Consider the following 17,793-nt stretch of genomic DNA (forward strand, 5'->3'; position numbering starts at 1 on the left):
AGGCGGGTGTGGCTAGCCGTGCACGATCGCCTTTTCGATCATGCAATGGATGCCCTTGCAGCCGTTGACGGTCTGCGTCACCCGCAGGTCGGCGGCCAGGCTGCACAGCGTGTAGGCGTCCTCGCGCGACAGGTTTCGCGTCTCGCCGAGCAGCACGATCATGTCGCGCAGCGCGCGCACCGTACACTGGTCGAGGTCGGGGTCCATGGCCATGGTCATGTAATGCGTTGCCGTCTCAGCGCGCGGATAGTCGAACCTGAGGTCCTTGCGCAGCGTCAGGCGGAAGCGGCCCTGGAGCGCGGTCTCGATCGCGGTGACGCAGACCTCGCCGTCGCCCTGCACGCCATGGCCGTCGCCGCAGGAGAACATCGCGCCCGGGACGAACACCGGCAAATAGAGCGTCGCACCGGCTCCGAGCTCCTTGTTGTCGAGATTGCCGCCCATCGCGCGCGGCACGAGCGAGGAGATGCGGCCCCAGGCCGGTGGCGGCGAGACGCCCATCACGCCGAAGAACGGCTTGAGCGGCAGATCGAGGCCCCAGGGCATGCGGCCGACCATCCGCGACCGGTCGAGCGGGATGTTCAGGATGCGCGTTTCGTGGAAATCGTCGGGCAGGGTACCGGACAGCGGCTTGATCATGTTCCAGCCCCAATCCTGCCGGAGCTGGACGTCGAGGATCTCGACCGCGAGCACGTCGCCGGGCTCGGCGCCCTCGACTGCGATGGGGCCGGTGAGGATGTGGCCGGGCAGCATGCGCTCGTTTTTGGCGTGAACCTCGAACATCTCCGGCGGAATGTGAAATTTGGTGCGGTCGGGCAGCATGTCGGGCCCACCGCTGATGGTGTCGACCGTCACCTCATCGCCGCTTTTGACGGTGAGGACGGGTTTGAGCGCGGCTTCGAAGAAGCCCCAATGGCAGGTCTCGGGGCTTGAATGCAGGTGGTGATGGGTCATTGGCCGCGTCCAATCGGTTTCATCAGAACTCGTCATGAGAACCTGTTATGCCCGGGCTTGACCCGGCGATCGATCCTCTTTCAAGAAGATTTCTGAAGATGGACGGGCCGGTCAAGCCCGGCACGATCATTCCAGCGAGGCTCCCCTGTATTTCGTTCTTTCCAAGACCCTCGGCACCGCTCTGCTGCCGATCAATCTCCTGATCGAGCTAGGAATCCTGTCGCTGCTGCTGATGGCGACGCGGTTTGCTGCGGTCGGCCGCAAGCTCGCCGTGACCACGCTGGTGCTGCTGGCGCTGGTCGCGTTCTCGCCGATCGGCAATCTTCTGCTCTATCCGCTGGAGTCGCGTTTCCCGGCGTGGGACCCGTCGCGGGGCGCCCCCGACGGCATCATCGTGCTCGGCGGCTCGATCGATACCGATCTGTCGGCGGCGCATCGCACGCCCGTGGTTGCGCACGCGGCCGATCGCATGCTGGCGCCGGCCGACCTCGCGCGGCGCTATCCGAACGCGCGTATCGTCTTCACCGGCGGCTCGGCGAACCTGGTCGCGACGGAGGCGAGGGAGGCCGACTACACCGCGCCGATCCTGGAAAGCCTGGGCATACCGAAGGAGCGTCTGATCCTCGAGCGCGACTCCCGCAACACCTGGGAGAACGCGATCTTCACAAAGCAGCTGGTGACGCCGAAGCCGGGCGAACGCTGGCTTCTGGTCACGTCGGCTTTCCACATGCCGCGCGCGATGGGGATTTTCCGCAAGGCCGGGTTTGACGTCGAAGCCTATCCGGTGGATTGGCGGATGGGCGGGCGCGACGGGCTCTTCGCCTTCACCCGCAATGGGGCCGATGGTCTCGGCAAGACCGACGTCGCCGTGCGCGAATGGATCGGCCTTTTGGCGTATCGCATCATGGGGCGGACCGGCGAGTTGCTTCCGGGGCCGGGCAAGGACTAAAACGAGGGCCGCAAAACAAGAACAGAGTACCGGCGCGCGATCGCCGGTCGGGAGGACGCCATGCAGCAGCAGAGCGAAGACAGGATCGATCTTGCCGGGCTCGTCGCCGACCTCAACAGCCTGCTGCGGCTGAAGACGACGGTGATCGGCATGAAGCTGTTCGCGCGCACTGCCGACATGGAGGCGATCCCGAAAATCCGGCGGCCGAACGCGGTCCACACCACCGACCAGATCGTCAGCATGGCTGCACGTCTGGGCTGGACGGTCGGCATCACCGCCGACGATCTTGTCGGTGCGCAGTGTCGCGCCGTGATCGGGCTTGCGCCGCAGGACGAAAAATGGCTCGCCGGCGAAAACTATGTCGGGGTCTGGCACGGCACCGCTGAGGACGCGCGCAAGCGCCAGGAGGCGCTGGACGTGGTTCCGTTCGGGCAGTATCAGGCGCTTGCGGTCAGTCCGCTCGCGAGCGGGCGGCTCGATCCGCCCGACATCTGCCTGGTCTATGCGACGCCGGGGCAGATGATCATCCTGATCAACGGGCTGCAATATACCGGCTACAAGAAGTTCGAATGGGGGGTGGTCGGTGAGACCGCCTGCGCGGATTCTTGGGGGCGGGCGCTGAAAACCGGCGAGCCCAGCCTGTCCTTGCCATGCTATGCCGAACGGCGCTATGGCGGCGTGCCGGACGAGGAGATGCTGATGGCCTTGAAGCCCTCGCATCTCGCCAAGGCGATCGAGGGCATGAAGGCGCTGGCCAAGAACGGCCTGCGCTATCCGATTCCGCCCTATGGGATTCAAAGCGACGTCCGCGCCGGCATGGGCGTGAGTTACGCGAAGAAATAAAGGTCGACCATGAGCTCAGCGAAATTCGACATCGTCGTCTACGGTGCGACCGGTTTCACCGGCCAGCTCGTCGCCGAATATCTGACTCAGCATTACAAGGGTGACCACGCGCTCAAATGGGCGATGGCAGGCCGTAGCCTCGGCAAGCTCAAGTCGGTACGCGATGCGATCGGCGCGCCCGGGAATACGCCGCTGATTGTCGCGGATGCATCGGACGCGGCCTCGCTGAAGGCGATGGCGGAGCAGACGATGTCGGTGATCACCACCGTCGGCCCGTATCAGCTCTATGGCGAGGAACTGTTAGCTGCCTGCGTTGCCACCGGCACCGATTATTTCGATCTCTGCGGCGAACCGATCTGGATGCGACAGATGATCGACAAGTACGAGGCGGCCGCCAAAGAGAGCGGCGCGCGTATCGTGTTCTCATGCGGTTTCGATTCCGTGCCGTTCGAGCTCGGCGCGTTTGTCGTGCAGGAAGAGGCCAAGCGCGTGTTCGGCGCTCCGGCCTCGCGTGTGAAAGGCCGCGTGCGCGACATGCGCGGCACGCTCTCGGGCGGCACCGCGGCGAGCGCGAAGGCGACCTTCGATGCGGTCGCAAAGGACATCAGCCTGATCGCGATCCTGAACGATCCGTTCGCGTTGACGCCGGGCTTCACCGGCCCGAAGCAGCCAAAGGGCAACAGGTCGCTGCTCGAGGATGACCTGCAATCCTGGGCCGCGCCGTTCATGATGGCACTGATCAACACGCGCAACGTCCATCGCTCCAACATGCTGATGGGCTTTCCCTACGGCCAGGACTTCGTCTACGACGAGATGGTTCTGACGGGTCCCGGCGAGAAGGGCGAAGCCAACGCGCAGCGCGTGGTGGCAGCCAACGCCGAGAAGACCGGTCCGAACGCGCCGAAGCCGGGCGAGGGGCCCTCGAAGGAAGAGCGGGAGAACGGCCGCTTCGACCTGCTCTATGTCGCGATCGCGCCCGACGGCCGCATGGTTCGCGCCGGCGTCACCGGCGACCGTGATCCCGGTTACGGCTCGACCTCGAAGATGATCTCCGAATGCGCGATGTGCCTGTTGCGCGATGTGACAGACGTCCCGGCCGGATTCTGGACGCCGGGCGCGGCGATGCAGCACAAGCTGATCAAGCGCCTGCGGGACAATGCTGGGCTGACGTTCGAGGTGGAAGCGTAAGGTCCGTGTCCGCGAAGTTCGACATCGTCGTCTACGGCGCGACGGGATACACCGGCCAGCTCGTCGCCGAATATCTCGCTGCAAGCTATGCCGGTGACGGCGCGCCGACATGGGCGATGGCCGGGCGCAGCAGGGACAAGCTCGCCTCCGTTCGCGATGCGATCAGCGCACCCGCTGACACGCCGCTGATCGTGGCGGACGCAGCCGATCCGGCTTCGTTGCGGGCGATGGTCGATCAGGCGAAGCTGGTCATAACCACTGTCGGTCCCTACCAGCTCTACGGCTCCGATCTGCTTGCCGCCTGCGTCGCGTCGGGCACCGACTATATGGATCTCTGCGGCGAGCCGATCTGGCTGAAGCAGATGATCGACAGGTATGACGCGGCGGCGAAGGCGAGCGGCGCGCGCATCATGTTCTCCTGCGGCTTCGATTCCATCCCGTTCGAGCTCGGTGCGTTCTTCGTGCAGGAGGAAGCCCGTCGCGTGTTCGGAGCGCCGGCGCCGCGCGTCAAGGGGCGCGTCCGCGACCTCAGCTGGAAGTTCTCCGGCGGCACCTCGGCGAGCGCGAGGGTCACCTTCGAAGCAGTCGCGCAGGATCTCAGCCTGGTGTCGATCCTCAAGGACCCCTTCGCATTCACGCCCGGCTTCGAGGGGCCGAAACAGCCGCGCGGCAACAAGCCCGTTTTCGAGGAAGACCTGCAATCCTGGTCCGCCCCGTTTGCTATGGCGACGCTGAACACGCGCAACGTCCATCGCTCCAACATGCTGATGGGATTCCCGTATGGCCGCGATTTCGTCTACGACGAGATGGTGCTGACGGGGACGGGGGACGAAGGGCAGGCCAACGCGAAGCTCGTCATGGCCGCCAATAGCGAAAAGACCGGCCCCAAAGCGCTCAAGCCCGGCGACGGGCCATCGAAGGAAGAGCGCGACAACGGTCATTACGACGTGCTCTATGTCGCGATCGCGCCCGACGGCCGTCAGGTGCGCGCGGCGGTGAAGGGCGATCTCGATCCCGGCTATGCCTCAACGGCGAAGATGGTTTCCGAATGCGCGATCTGCCTGCTGCGCGACACGCCTGATGTCCCGGCCGGTCTCTGGACGCCGGGCGCAGCGATGCAGCACAAGCTGATCAAGCGGCTGGTCGATCACGCCGGGCTGAGGGTTGAGGTGGAGAGATAGGCGCTTTTGCGTGCCTAAATGACGGTGTCGTCGCCCGGCTTGACCGGGCGACCCAGTATTCCAGAGACAGTGTTGTTGAATCGAGAGGCCGCGGCGTACTGGATCGCCCGCCTTCGCGGGCGATGACAGTGAGATTGCCGCTACGCCGCCCGCGCATCATACGCGTACATGAACTCCATGCTCTTCGAGCCCAGCGGCAACAGCCATTTCATCATCTGATTGCGGACCCATGCGCCGGTGGCGCTGAACTCGCGCTTGCTGTTGCCGTTGCGGCGCGCCATCGCGACGATCTTTTCCGTGCGCGGGCGCCGCTCGGCCTCGAAAGCCTGGAAGGTGGCGCCGAGCTCCTGGCCCTCCTGCATCAGCCGCGCGAGCCGCATCGCATCCTCGAGTGCGAGCGAAGCGCCCTGGCCCGCGTGGGGGCTGGTCGCATGCGCGGCATCGCCGATCAGCAGGGAGCGCTTGCGCGACCAGGTCGGCAAGGTCGCGACGTCGAGCGTGTCGGTGACCACGATATTCTCGGCCGCGTCGATGATATCGGGGATCGGATCGTGCCAGCCGTGATGGAAGCCGCGCAGATGCTGCTTCAGCGTCGCGTGGTCGAGCGCGCGGAACATCGCCGCGTCCATGCCGTGCGCGGGCTGCGTGCTCCACCACATCACGCCGTCGTTCGGATCCGGGCTGCAATAGCCGTAACCGAAGAAGCCGCTCTTGCCGAACGTGGTCTCGACGTGCCGGCCGATCGGCCTGCCATCGAGGACGGCGTGCGGCACGAAGCCGCCGAACCCGATCAGCCCGGTGTCGAACGGTTGCGGACCGTCCGGCACGACCTGGCGGCGCACGACCGAGTGCACGCCATCGGCGCCGATCAGAAAGTCGCCTTCGGCCGTGGTGCCGTCGGAGAAGTAGGCGATGATCGGCTGGTCGCCGCGGTCCTCGATCTTGATCAGGCGCTTCTCGAAATAGAGCGAGACGCAGGCGCACCAGGCCTTGTCGATCAGGATTTCGTTCAACGTTGCGCGGCAGACATTGACGGCCGGCTGGCCGAAGCGCCGCGCCATGTCGCGGTTGATCGAGCCGAGCCGTTCGCCGCTCTGCGAATAGAAGTCGAAGGATTCAGCGATCGAGCCGCGGCTGATCAGCTCGTTCGCGAGCCCGATCTCGTCCAGCACATGCATGCCGTTCGGTGCGATCTGGAGGCCGCCGCCGATACCTTTCGAATAAGGCCAGGCCTCGTAGATCGCGGATTCGATGCCAGCGCGGCGTAGCAGGATCGCGGTGACGGGCCCGGCGATACCGGCGCCGATGATCAGGGCCTTGCGGGGACGGTTGGACATGGCTTGCTCCCGACGTTTCCGTGGTGCTAGGAGAAATTACGGTTGCTAAATCTCTTAGTAGCTAAGATATATATCGACTAAGATATGAGGTCGGCCTTGTCAAGGACGAAGGCGCGCGCGGCGCTGTTGCAGGAGCTCGAGGAGGCGATGCGGCGGTCGTCCGCGCAGGGCGTGCTCTATGGCCAAACGGTTGCAAACGTTGCCGGAATTGCCAATTCCGACCTCGAATGCATGGACATCCTCTATCTCGAAGGACGCGTCACCGCGGGCCGGCTTGCCGAGGTCACGGGGCTGACGACGGGCGCCATCACCGGCGTGGTGGACCGACTCGAGAAGGCCGGGCTGGTGCGCCGCGAGCGGGACGAGCAAGACCGCCGCAAGGTCTTCATTTCCGTCGTGCCCGAGACGGCTATGAAGATCGGCCAGCTCTACGTGCCGATGCAGCAGGCGATGGAGAAGGTGTTTGGCGCCTATTCCGACGAAGAGCTGCGCCTGCTGCTGCGCTTCGCGACGGAGGGTTACAAGGGCGTGCTCGCGGCAACCGAGGCACTGAAGGGACTTCTCGACACGCCGCCGGAAAAGCGGCCCGATCTCAAGCTGAAGAAGCTTCGCCGCTAGAGCGTTTTCGAGCGAAGTGGATACCGGTTCGCGTCAAGAAAACGCGTCAAAACAGAAAGTCAGACATTACCGTTCCGATTCCATCGGAACGGTAATGTCCTTGATCTTGTAAGCCTGCGCAGCCGCGATCATGCCCCACATCGCGCCCAGCATCATCCAGAAGTGCCGCCAGTGGTCGGTGTCGATCACGAAGCTCTCGCCGACGGTGCCGACGAAGGCGGAGAAGATCGCGAGATAAGCGCGCTGCCAGGGCACACGAACGAAGATGTGCCTGATACCCATGATCACGGTGGTGAAGACCAGCGCCGGATAGCAGACGCCGGAGAGCCAGCCGCCGGACATGAAGGCGTTGAGGTAGGAGTTGTGGGTGTCCTCGGGGAAGTAGCGGTGGAATTGCAGGGGGCCGATGCCGAATGGCAGGTCGAGCGCCATCTCCGCGCCGAGGATATGCCGGCCGAACCGGCCGAAGCGGCCTTCGTCATAGCTCTGGTCGAAGCTCGCGCGCTGCTTGAACATCTCGGCGGTGGAATCGAATGACAGCAGCACCGCAATCAGCACGAGGCCCAGCACCGCGGCGACGATCGCCATGACGACGATGCGCGAGCGCTGCGCGTTGGTGCGGCTGGTCAGCACCATCAGCGCCAGCATGAAGGCGGAGGTCAGCACCAATCCGCCCCAGGCGGCGCGGGAGAACGCGAGCAGGATCGCCAGCGACATGATGCCGAAGGCGATGACGTTGCGGAACGCCTTGGCAAACTTGTCGGAGACCACGCTCTGGAGCGCGAACAGCGCCGGGAGGATCAGGAAGGCACCGAGCACGTTCGGGTCCTTGAACGTGCCGCGCGCGCGCCCGTAGAGTGTGAGGAGATCGTCTCCGCCGGGAACCAGATGGAAGTAGCCGGCGACCGCAGACAGCGAGGCGACCATCGCGCCGACCACGAGGCCGCGGCGGAGCATGTCGAGCCGGGCCGCGGTGTCTTCCGAGGTGACCATCGCGAAGAACACGACGGTGACCGCCATGTACCAGGAGGTCGCAATCCAGCTCGCCACCTCGGACTGTTCGTACAGCGGGACCGCGCTGATCGTGTAGCCGACATTGAGCAGGACCAGCATCAGGATCAGCGGCATCAGCACGAGCCGCAGGCGCAGACCGGTCGCGAAGAAGGTGACGGCGGCCAGCAGCGTCACGATCTCGTAGGGGCTCGGCTCGATGAAGACGATGGCGCCGGAGGCGCCGGTCAGCCACACCAGCGCGCGCTGGATGGCCAGCACGCCGGGCGCAGCGCGAACCGCTGCATTCATCTCCCCGACTGTTGCCGCATACGCCATCACATGCTCACGCTACTCGTATACGCACACAACTTCCAACGTCATGCCCCGCGAAAGCGGGGCATCCAGTACTCCGAGCCGTTCGTGGCAGTTTCTACTGCCGGCGATTACTGGATCGCCCGGTCAAGCCGGGCGATGACAGTGAGGCTCGGGTACGACAAAACTCAATACGCGTTCTCGTTCTTGGTCAGCAGCGAGACCGGCGTCTTCAGGAGAATGACGAGGTCGAACAGCACCGACCAGTTCTCGATGTAGTAGAGGTCGAATTCGACGCGCTTCTGGATCTTCTCTTCATTGTCGATCTCGCCGCGCCAGCCGTTGATCTGGGCCCAGCCGGTGATGCCGGGCTTGACGCGGTGACGAGCGAAATAGCCGTCGACGGCTTCGTCGAAAAGGCGGCTCTGGAGCTTGCCCTGCACCGCATGCGGACGCGGGCCGACCAGGGACAAATTGCCTGAGAACACCACGTTGAAGAGCTGCGGCAGCTCGTCGAGGCTGGTCTTGCGGATGAAGCGGCCGACGCGGGTGACGCGCGGATCGTTCTTGGTCACCACCTTGGAGGCGGTCGGGTCGGCCTGATGATGGTACATCGAGCGGAATTTGTAGACGTCGATGCGCTCGTTGTTGAAGCCGAAGCGCTTCTGACGGAACAGCGCTGGGCCGGGGCTGTCGAGCTTCACCGCCAGCGCCACCAGTCCCATCACCGGCAGGGCTGCGAGCAGCGCGAGGCCACCGACGATGCGGTCGAACAGCCACTTCATCACCAGGTCCCAGTCGGTGATCGGCGCCTCGAACACGTCGAGCGTCGGCACCTCGCCGAGGTAGGAATAGGAGCGGGGACGGAAACGCAGCTTGTTGGTGTGCGCGGAGAGCCGGATGTCGACAGGCAGCACCCAGAGCTTCTTCAACATCTCCAGGATGCGCGTCTCCGCCGAGATCGGCAGCGCGAACAGCACGAGATCGACCCGGGTGCGGCGGGCGAATTCGACGATGTCGTCGACCTTGCCGAGCTTGCGCGCGCCGGCGCAGGTGTCGAGCGCGCGACTGTCGTTGCGGTCGTCGAACACGCCGAGCACGTGGATGTCGGAATCCTCCTGGGCATTCAGCGCCTCGACCAGTTGCTCGCCGTTGCTGTCGGAGCCGACAACGATGGTGCGGCGGTCGAGCCGGCCCTGGCGTGCCCAGGCGCGCACCAGCGAGCGCAGCACCAGACGTTGGGAGATGAGCGCGGCGAGCCCGAGGAAGTAGAAGGCGGCAAGCCACAGCCGCGACATTTCGCTGCCGAACTTGGCGAAGAAGGATACGCCGATGAACAGCAGGAAGACGAACGACCAGGAGGAGATCATCCGCGTCATCTGCCGGAGCTGACCGCGAAACAGCTGCACCTGATAGATGTCGGCGGCCTGGAAGCAGACCACGGCGGCGACCGCGACGGCGATGATCTGCGCGGGATAAACCCAGCTGAAGGAACCGGCGAGCGGCATGACATAGCCGACATAGAGCGCGATGCCGACGAGGCTCAGCAGGGCGAAATCGGCCAAGCGGACGAAGCCGGTGATCACGATCGGCGAATAGGCGCGGGCGACCTTCTGGTTGACGATTTCGAGCGCGGCGGGCAAGAGCCGGCGACGGCGCTCCACAAACGGTTGATCAGCCGGCTTCGCCGCGGCGCTTGTGGCGGCGTCGAGCATCGAGCGTGCGTTGAGCGGTTCCACGGGCGTCCACGTCCATTCCAAAAAACCCGCGGGTCGCAGCGTTGCGCCCCGGGCGAGCATCCCCTGGCACGTCGATTATCGGACAAATCGGAAGATTCTCTAAAGCGGTCTTAAGGATGGTTAATGATTGGCAAATGCGTCGCGATAACCCGCGAGCACGCCGTCAACCATCGCCTGCTGGGAGAAATGCGCGGAGATGCGCTCGCGCAGGGCGGATGCGCGCTGCGCGGTCGCCTGCGGATCGTCGAGTGCGGCCGCGATCGCTTCGGCCATGGCCTCGGCGTTGCTCGGCGCAAACAGCGCCGGGCTGTCATGCCCAAAAATCTCGGGGATGCCGCCGACGCGGGCCGCGATCATGGGAATGCCGGCAGCTCCAGCCTCGATAACGACGTACGGCATTGAATCGCCGCGCGAGGGCACGACCAGCAGCCGCCCCTTGGAGAAGCCGTAGCGCGCCTTGACGTGACCGATGAAGCGGATGGCGCTGGAGAGACCGAGCTTGTCGACCTGCGCCTTCAGCGCCGCCGTCTCCTCGCCGTCGCCACCGAGCGTGAGCGTGACCTTCTTGCCGCTCTCGTGCAGGCGCGCCACCGCATCGACCAGCAAATCCGCGCCCTTGATGTGCCTGAACTCGCCGACATAGGCGAGATCGGTGGCATCGTCGGCGATGCCAACAGGCTCGAATTCTTCCGGCGTCACGCCATTGAAGACGCAATGCACCACGCCCTTGGGCGTGCCGACGATGCGCTGATAGGTGTCGCGCGCAAACGCGCTCTCGAACAGGAACAGGTCCGTCGCGTCCATCAGCGTGCGTTCGAGCCGCGCGTAAAACTCGCCCTTGAAGGTGTTGAGGGGATAGTGCAGCGAGCCGCCATGCGGGGTGTAGATGCGGATGGTGTCGTTGGATCGTCGCCGCATGCGGACGAAGGCGCCGGCCTTGGCTCCGTGGCCGTGCGTGACGTCGGGCTTGAGCGCGGCGATCAGGCGCCGCATTCGCAGCCACACCAGAAAATCGTCTGGCGACGGTTCGCGGCGGATCGTCAGCCGGTGCACGCCGAGCTTCAGCCGCGGTGCGAGCTCGGCCAGCGCCTTGTCCGCGCGCTCGCCGCCGGTGAGGCTGTCGGCGAGAATCCCGACGTGATGACCGCGATCGACCTGACCGTTGGCGAGGTCGAGGATGTGGCGGAAGATGCCGCCCACGGGAGCGCGCACGGCGTGCAGGATGCGGAGCGGCCGGTCGGGAGAGGGGGGCATGATCAGAACCAGCGCTCGACGGCGAATGCTCGAACAATTCTCGAAATATCGAGATGGATTAAGAGCCCTCGTGGTTAACAAACGGTGTCGGCGCCGCGCGCGCCGGTCGCGGCAGGGCGCGATTAACCCAGCAGCAACCTTAATGGAGTGTAATCGCCCCGGTTGAGGTAGAGTCGCAGCGTTGCCCTGCGGGAGTGTTCGATGCGTTTAGCGTTCTGGCGTGCCGGCAAGGACAAGGCAGTGGTCGAGCGGGCTATTTCGAAGCCCAAAGCCGAAGCCAAATCGACCGAAGCCGCGCCCGAGATTGAAGCAGAGCTTGCGCCCGTTGCTGCGAAGCAGGCACAAGCCGAATCCGGCGACATCGATTTGCACGCGCTCGGCGCGGTGCTCGCCCGCAAGCGCGGCTGGATCATCGTGCCGACGGTGCTCGCGCTGGTCGCGTCGATCGCCGCCGTCAATCTCGTTACCCCGCGTTACAAGTCGGAATCCCGTATCCTGATCGACGGCCGCGAGAACGTGTTCCTGCGGCCGAGCAGCGACCGCAGCACCGAAGAGCGGCAGTCGCTCGATCCCGAGGCGGTGACCAGCCAGGTGCAGCTCGTGCTCTCGCGCGATCTCGCGCGCGAGATCATCAAAAAGAACAAGCTCGCGGAACGCCCCGAGTTCGATCCGGTGCTACAAGGCATTTCGCCGCTGAAGTCGCTCGCAGCGATGATCGGCATCGGTCGCGATCCGTTTTCGATGACGCCGGAAGAGCGGGTGCTGGATGCCTATTACGAGCGGCTCCAAGCCTACGCCGTCGACAAGTCGCGCGTGATCGTGGTCGAATTCCAGTCCGCCGATCCTGACCTTGCCGCGCGCGTCGCCAATTCGATCGCCGACGGCTATCTCGTGCTCCAGCAGAATGCGCGCCAGGATCAGGCCCGCAGCGCCAGCCAGTGGCTTTCGGGCGAAATCGAAAATCTGCGCAAGAAAGTCTCCGACGCCGAAGCCAAGGTCGAGGACTTCCGTTCCAAATCGTCGCTGTTCGTCGGCACCAACAACACCACGCTCTCGAACCAGCAGATGGGCGAGGTCAATACCCAGCTCAACAACGCGCGCTCGATGAGGGCGGATGCTGAATCCAGGGCGCGGCTGATCAAAGAGATGCTCCAGAGCGGCAAGCCGATCGAAGCGTCCGAGGTGGTGAATTCCGAACTGATGCGGCGGCTGTCCGAGCAGCGGGTGACGTTGCGGGCGCAGCTTGCCGAACAATCGTCCACGCTGCTCGGCAATCACCCGCGGATCAAGGAGCTGAAGGCGCAGCTCGGCGACCTCGACAACCAAATTCGCGACGAAGCGGCCAAGATCTCGCGCTCGCTCGAAAGCGATGCGCGGATCGCCGGTGGCCGGGTCGACGGCCTGACGGCGAGCCTCGACCAGCTCAAGAAGCAGGCGACCTCGACCAACGGTCAGGACGTCCAGCTCCGCGCGCTCGAGCGCGAAGCCAAGGCGCAGCGCGACCTGCTCGAGACGTATCTTGGGAAGTATCGCGAGGCCAGCACCCGCGAAAGCATCGATACCGCGCCGGCGGAAGGCCGCATCATCTCGCGCGCCATCGTCTCGAATACGCCGGCCTATCCGAAGAAGCTGCCGATCGTGCTGATTGCGACGATCGCGACGCTGCTGCTCTCGTCCGGCGTCGTCGTCACCGGCGAGCTGCTGCGCCAGACCGCGCCACGCGCGGTGGCGGTGTTCACGCCGGCGCAGACGCAGGCGCCGGTGCGCCAAGAGCCGGTCGTCCAGCCGATGGCCGAACCGATGGCCGAACCGATGCTCGATCCGGTTGTGGAAGACCTTGCGCCGCTTCAGCCCGAGATGGCGGCCGATGCCGACGTCACTGAATTCGCCGAGATCGAGCATCTTGCCGACAGCCTGCGCGCTGCGGGACCGGCGGCGAAGAAGGTCACGGTGCTCGGCACCGCGGCCGGCGAAGCCATCACGCTGTCGACGCTGACGCTGGCCCGGCACCTGGCGCGCGATGCGCGCGTCGTTGTGGTCGATCTCGCCGCATCCTCGCCGACCATCGCCGCGGTGTCCGTGGATGCTTCGGCTCCCGGCCTCGCCGAGCTGATGCAGGGCGAGGCCTCGTTCGCGCAAATCATCACCCGGGACAAGCTCTCGCGGCTGCATCTGGTCATGGCCGGCCGTCCCGGCTTCGACCGCAGCCTGCTGCAATCGCCGCGGGTGACGCTCGCGATCGATGCGCTGCTTCGCGCCTACGACCACGTGCTGGTGGACGCCGGCAGCGCCTCGGACCTCCCGGCCGAACTGCTGACCGCGCATGCCCGCGCCGTCGTGGTGCCCGACGCGTCGATGGCGCCGGATGCCCGCACGCTGATGTGCGAGCAGCTGAAGGCGGTCGGCTTCAGCGAGGTGACGATGCTGAGCAAGCCGGTGCAGCCGTCGGACGCGGCCGAAGCACCGCGCGTGGTCGCGGCGTAATCTCGCCCTCTGCCCCTGCGGGAGAGGGTGGCATCGCGAAAGCGAAGCCGGTGAGGGGTCTTTCTCCACGAGCTCGGAATCGTAGGGTGGGCAAAGGCGCATTTGCGCCGTGCCCACCACCTTTCAACGATTGCGGGAGACGTGGTGGGCACGCTTCGCTTTGCCCACCCTACGAGACCAGAGGCTGTGACGCCTACCCGAACGTCTGCCGCAGCCGCCGCGCCAGATCGAACAACATCTGGTTCTGCTTCACCAGCCGCTTGCCGTGGCTCAGCGAGGACATCGCCATCGCCGCGAGTTTTCCGCGCGCGGTCAGGGGCACGAAGCTGTCGAAAATGTCGTCGTCGTCCTTGCAGAACATGCGCTTGTAATCGTCCGAGCCGATGCCGAGATCGAGCGAGCGGTAGCCGCGTTCGGCGTAGCGGTCGATGATGTAGCGCATCAGGATCAGCCCGGGGCTGTAGCGGGCGTGCTCGGACATCGTGTAGGTGTTGAACATCATCGAGAAGCGCTGGCCGTCGGCGACGCCGGCGAAGATCGCGATCACCTCGTCGTCGCATTCGAGCGCATGAATATCGATGACGCGGCCTTCGCCGCGCGCAGACAGGCACGCGCTGCGGATGAACGCTTCGACGCCGGGCTCGGCAAAGACGTTGGGCAGTTTCTGTTCGGCCATCCGCGCCGGCTTGACCCGGAAGAACCAGTCGAGCAGGCGGGTGACGTCCGCATCCGTAGTGGCGAGGTGATAACGATAGCCGGCAAGCGCCTGGAGCTTCTTTTCCTTGCTCTTGAGGCGGCGGCGAAAGGAGTTGCTGATCCGCGATGCGGGCGGCCCGCCCGGCTCCATCGCCAGGAGAGGGCAGCCGTTGATCGCACTCTGCCGCGGCAGCTGCGCGAACGGGTTGTGCTGGTCGTGCCAGCGCAGCGGCTGCTGCGTCAGCGCGAGCACGTCGGCATGCTCGCGCATCGGCGCAAGCAGCGCGTCGAGATCGGCGATGGCGACCTCGGCGGCGAACTCGGCGTTCCACAGGCCCATGTTGAAGGTGGTGTGCTTGCCGCCCATGAAGCAGGCCGTGCGCACGCCGTGGCCTTGCCGCAGCGAGAGTGGCAGCAGCAGGAGCGGCTGGCGCTCGGCGTCGCGGGCTATTACGATGAAGGGACCGGCGCCTTCGTGGCTGCCGACCAGCCGTTGCCATGGGCTGAGCAGGTCGAAGCGCTGGTAGGGCGTGAAGAGCTGGCCGCTCTCCTCGAGCGCGCGCCAGACCGTCTCGGCCTCGGCCAGATCGGTGACGATATCGACATGCGCGATACGGCTCGCTTTCGACCGCGCTGGCGATTCTGCCGTCCGGCTTTGCATCGCCGCAGCCATGGTCATTCACGAAACCTGTCGAGAAACGAAAAATTTGCGCAGTTCGGCCTGTGGCCGACCTTTGCAAAGAAATGTCAACAAAGGGTAATGACAATCAGGCGAACGCGAAGGTGGGATATTGGCATCCGACGACAGATGGCTGGAGCGGTTGCGGCTCGAGCTGGCCTGGTTCACCGGTCAGGCTGTGCTGCGCAGCCGCGGCGCCGGCGCGATCCTGCGCTTTCAACACGTGCGGCCGCGGCGGCGCGGCGCGTTTCAGCCGCTGCGTGAAAGCGAAATCAGTCCGCAATTCCTCGATCGCGCCATTCATGCGCTGAAGCGGTGGGGGTATGACTTCCTCGGCATGGACGATGTCTGCCGCCGCGCGGTGACGCTGCCGCAGAATCGGCGCTTCGTGGCGCTGACCTTCGACGGCGCCAACAAGGACCTCATCAGCTTCGCCTATCCGGTGCTGGCGCGCCACGCCGTGCCGTTCACGATCTATGTGCCCACCGCGTTTCCCGATGGAGTCGGCGATGGCTGGTGGCTCGGGCTCGAGCGGATGATCGCGCGCGAGAGCCGCATCAACCTGATGATGGGCGAGAAAGAGCAACGTTTCACCGTCACGGGCAACGCCGAGAAGCAGGCGCTGTTTTCGTTCGTCGAGAGCTGGCTGCGCTCGTTGCCGCCGGCGGATTTGTCGGCCGCGATCGCCGATCTCTGCACGCGCTACCGGATCGACCTCGCTGCGCTCACGCGCGAAGCCTCGATGGATTGGGAGGATCTGGTAAAGCTTGCGGCGGATCCGCTGGTCACGGTCGGCAGCGCGACGGTGAACTATCCCGTTCTCGCCAACATGAAGGACGCCGCCGCGTTGCGCGAGATGACGATGGGCAAGGCGGTCGCGGAAGCGGCCTTCGACCGCGATATCAGGCATCTGGCCTTTCCGTTCGGCGATCGCTCGTCTTTCCGGCGCAGCCACGTCGTCATGGCGGAAGAGGCCGGCTTTGCCAGCGCCGTCTCGACCATCTCTGGCATCGTGGACGCGGAGGGGCGCACCAATCTGCACGCACTGCCGCGGATTTCCTGGGACGGCCGGATACAATCACTGCGCATGCTGCGCGTGCTGGTGTCCGGTGTTGCCTTCGCGCCGGTGAAACCGACCGGCAGCGTTACGAATTAAGATTTGACGCGATCCGGCCGCTGCATCCAACTCACGATCGGCATCGCCGGCAGCACCCAGCCCATGCCGACCACCACGTAGTAGATCGCCTGCCGCCAGCCGGACTCGGCGATCCACGGCATCTGCGCCAGCGCCATGCCGAGCAGGGCCCAGACAGTGGCCAGCACCAGGAGCAGGATGGCGCCGAGGAACTTGCGGGTGCGGATCGTCATGGCGGAATGCTGCGGCCTTCGCGTAACTTGCGCTGCGGGAGCGGGGGACTATAAGGGGCACGCAGTCCGGTTCAAGTCTCTTTGCAACAAGGCTTGGTTTTGCCCCTGAAATGACGACGATTTTCGCTCCGACCAACCCGCATCGCGCCGTGCGCTGGTGGTTGATTTCCGTGGCCGCCCTCATCGCGCTGATGGTGCTGGTCGGCGGCGCGACGCGGCTGACGGAATCCGGCCTCTCGATCGTCGAATGGAAGCCGGTCACGGGCAGCGTGCCGCCGCTGTCGGAGGCGCAGTGGACCGAGGCCTTCGAGGCCTACAAGAAGATCCCGCAATACCGCGAGCTCAACGCCGGCATGAGTCTGTCCGAGTTCAAGGAGATCTATTGGTGGGAATGGAGCCACCGCTTTCTCGGCCGCTTCATCGGCGTTGCCTATCTCTTGCCGTTCCTGTTCTTCCTGTGGCGCGGCGGCCTGTCGGGCGAGTTGAAACGGCGGCTGTGGCTGCTGTTCGCGCTTGGCGGACTCCAGGGCGCCGTCGGCTGGTGGATGGTGGCCTCGGGTCTCACGGAACGGGTCGAGGTTTCGCAATATCGGCTCGCGACGCATCTGATGCTCGCGCTGCTGATCTTTGCCGGCATCGTCTGGACGGTGCGGCGGCTCGCCGAGCGTCCGCAGATCGTTGCGCCCGCGCGGCTGAGATTCACGAGCGTGCTGCTACTCATCGTGACCTTCGTCCAGATCTATTTCGGCGCGCTGGTCGCGGGTCTGCGCGCCGGGCGTGCCTACAACACCTGGCCGCAGATCGACGGCGCGTTCATTCCCGCAGGCGACCGGCTCTGGTTCGAGACGCCGTGGTGGCGCAACATGTTCGACAACGTGCTGACGGTGCAGTTCGAGCACCGCATGACGGCCTATGCGCTGTTCGTGCTGGCGGCGCTGCACGCATTCGATGCGGTGCGTTCACGCGCGGGCCGAGCTGCGAGCGGCGCGCTGTTGCTGCTGGGCGCGGTGGGCCTGCAGGCGGTGCTCGGCATCCTCACGCTGCTCAACCAGGTGCCGATCGATCTCGCGCTTTCGCACCAAGCGGTTGCGATCGTGGTGCTCACGCTTGCAGTGATGCAGGTGGAGCGGCTGGCCTCGCGACAATCTGCACAGGCGCAGCCGCGCGCGGTTCCGGTCGGTCAGGCCGGCTGATCAGG

15 protein-coding genes are annotated in these 17,793 nt (G+C 65.2%); 8 read left to right on the top strand and 7 right to left on the bottom strand.

Annotated features, from left to right (window positions below):
* Nucleotides 1–12 precede the first annotated feature (12 nt).
* Nucleotides 13–954, bottom strand: coding sequence for an acetamidase/formamidase family protein (locus AB7G19_RS19230; protein WP_063982927.1), 942 nt, complete (start codon nt 952–954; stop codon nt 13–15).
* 232 nt (nt 955–1,186) lie between these two features.
* On the opposite strand from AB7G19_RS19230, the gene AB7G19_RS19235 reads away from it, so the two are divergent.
* Genes AB7G19_RS19235 through AB7G19_RS19250 form a run of 4 tightly spaced genes read left to right on the top strand, consistent with a single transcriptional unit; the run spans nt 1,187 to nt 5,115 of the window.
* A complete protein-coding gene (locus AB7G19_RS19235; RefSeq protein WP_223154008.1) occupies nt 1,187–1,903 on the top strand; it encodes a YdcF family protein in 717 nt (238 codons plus the stop codon).
* 60 nt (nt 1,904–1,963) lie between these two features.
* Nucleotides 1,964–2,746, top strand: coding sequence for a DUF169 domain-containing protein (locus AB7G19_RS19240; RefSeq protein WP_354112944.1), 783 nt, complete (start codon nt 1,964–1,966; stop codon nt 2,744–2,746).
* A gap of 9 nt (nt 2,747–2,755) precedes the next feature.
* Nucleotides 2,756–3,934: a saccharopine dehydrogenase family protein gene (locus tag AB7G19_RS19245; protein ID WP_166097032.1), complete on the top strand. Its 1,179-nt coding sequence runs from the start codon at nt 2,756–2,758 to the stop codon at nt 3,932–3,934.
* A gap of 5 nt (nt 3,935–3,939) precedes the next feature.
* Complete coding sequence (locus AB7G19_RS19250; protein WP_354112943.1) at nt 3,940–5,115, top strand: saccharopine dehydrogenase family protein; 1,176 nt, start codon at nt 3,940–3,942, stop codon at nt 5,113–5,115.
* A 140-nt stretch (nt 5,116–5,255) separates the two neighbouring features.
* Here the strand turns inward: AB7G19_RS19250 and AB7G19_RS19255 are convergent, their stop codons facing one another.
* Nucleotides 5,256–6,452, bottom strand: a complete 1,197-nt coding sequence (locus AB7G19_RS19255; RefSeq protein ID WP_063982932.1) for an FAD-dependent monooxygenase — start codon at nt 6,450–6,452, stop codon at nt 5,256–5,258.
* 147 nt (nt 6,453–6,599) lie between these two features.
* On the opposite strand from AB7G19_RS19255, the gene AB7G19_RS19260 reads away from it, so the two are divergent.
* Nucleotides 6,600–7,070 (top strand): MarR family transcriptional regulator, encoded by a 471-nt coding sequence (locus tag AB7G19_RS19260; protein WP_063986329.1) that lies wholly within the window; start codon nt 6,600–6,602, stop codon nt 7,068–7,070.
* A gap of 66 nt (nt 7,071–7,136) precedes the next feature.
* Here the strand turns inward: AB7G19_RS19260 and AB7G19_RS19265 are convergent, their stop codons facing one another.
* The 3 genes from AB7G19_RS19265 to AB7G19_RS19275 form a co-directional block, all read right to left on the bottom strand.
* Nucleotides 7,137–8,399 (bottom strand): O-antigen ligase family protein, encoded by a 1,263-nt coding sequence (locus tag AB7G19_RS19265; RefSeq protein ID WP_354112942.1) that lies wholly within the window; start codon nt 8,397–8,399, stop codon nt 7,137–7,139.
* A gap of 164 nt (nt 8,400–8,563) precedes the next feature.
* The gene (locus tag AB7G19_RS19270) at nt 8,564–10,114 is read right to left on the bottom strand and encodes an undecaprenyl-phosphate glucose phosphotransferase (protein ID WP_354234578.1); all 1,551 of its coding nucleotides are present in this window, start codon (nt 10,112–10,114) and stop codon (nt 8,564–8,566) included.
* A gap of 120 nt (nt 10,115–10,234) precedes the next feature.
* Complete coding sequence (locus AB7G19_RS19275) at nt 10,235–11,368, bottom strand: glycosyltransferase family 4 protein (RefSeq protein WP_354112940.1); 1,134 nt, start codon at nt 11,366–11,368, stop codon at nt 10,235–10,237.
* Between the two features lie 201 nt (nt 11,369–11,569).
* Here AB7G19_RS19275 and AB7G19_RS19280 point away from each other — a divergent pair, with 201 nt between their 5' ends.
* Nucleotides 11,570–13,852, top strand: coding sequence for a GumC family protein (locus AB7G19_RS19280; protein WP_354123676.1), 2,283 nt, complete (start codon nt 11,570–11,572; stop codon nt 13,850–13,852).
* Between the two features lie 193 nt (nt 13,853–14,045).
* Here the strand turns inward: AB7G19_RS19280 and AB7G19_RS19285 are convergent, their stop codons facing one another.
* Nucleotides 14,046–15,227 carry a GNAT family N-acetyltransferase gene (locus AB7G19_RS19285; protein ID WP_354112938.1) on the bottom strand — a complete coding sequence of 394 codons (1,182 nt, stop codon included), beginning with the start codon at nt 15,225–15,227 and terminating at the stop codon, nt 14,046–14,048.
* A gap of 112 nt (nt 15,228–15,339) precedes the next feature.
* Between AB7G19_RS19285 and AB7G19_RS19290 the strand changes: the two genes are divergently transcribed.
* On the top strand, nt 15,340–16,383 hold the full coding sequence (locus AB7G19_RS19290) for a polysaccharide deacetylase family protein (RefSeq protein ID WP_354112937.1): 1,044 nt from the start codon (nt 15,340–15,342) through the stop codon (nt 16,381–16,383).
* Here AB7G19_RS19290 and AB7G19_RS19295 read toward each other — a convergent pair.
* Nucleotides 16,380–16,595: a DUF2842 domain-containing protein gene (locus AB7G19_RS19295; RefSeq protein WP_014494810.1), complete on the bottom strand. Its 216-nt coding sequence runs from the start codon at nt 16,593–16,595 to the stop codon at nt 16,380–16,382. The two genes, AB7G19_RS19290 and AB7G19_RS19295, sit on opposite strands and share 4 nt — an antisense overlap.
* A gap of 110 nt (nt 16,596–16,705) precedes the next feature.
* Here AB7G19_RS19295 and AB7G19_RS19300 point away from each other — a divergent pair, with 110 nt between their 5' ends.
* Nucleotides 16,706–17,788, top strand: a complete 1,083-nt coding sequence (locus tag AB7G19_RS19300; protein WP_354112936.1) for a COX15/CtaA family protein — start codon at nt 16,706–16,708, stop codon at nt 17,786–17,788.
* Nucleotides 17,789–17,793 lie beyond the last annotated feature (5 nt).

This window comes from Bradyrhizobium sp. 215_C5_N1_1, from assembly GCF_052075935.1.
GTDB classification, from domain to species: Bacteria; Pseudomonadota; Alphaproteobacteria; order Rhizobiales; family Xanthobacteraceae; genus Bradyrhizobium; species Bradyrhizobium barranii.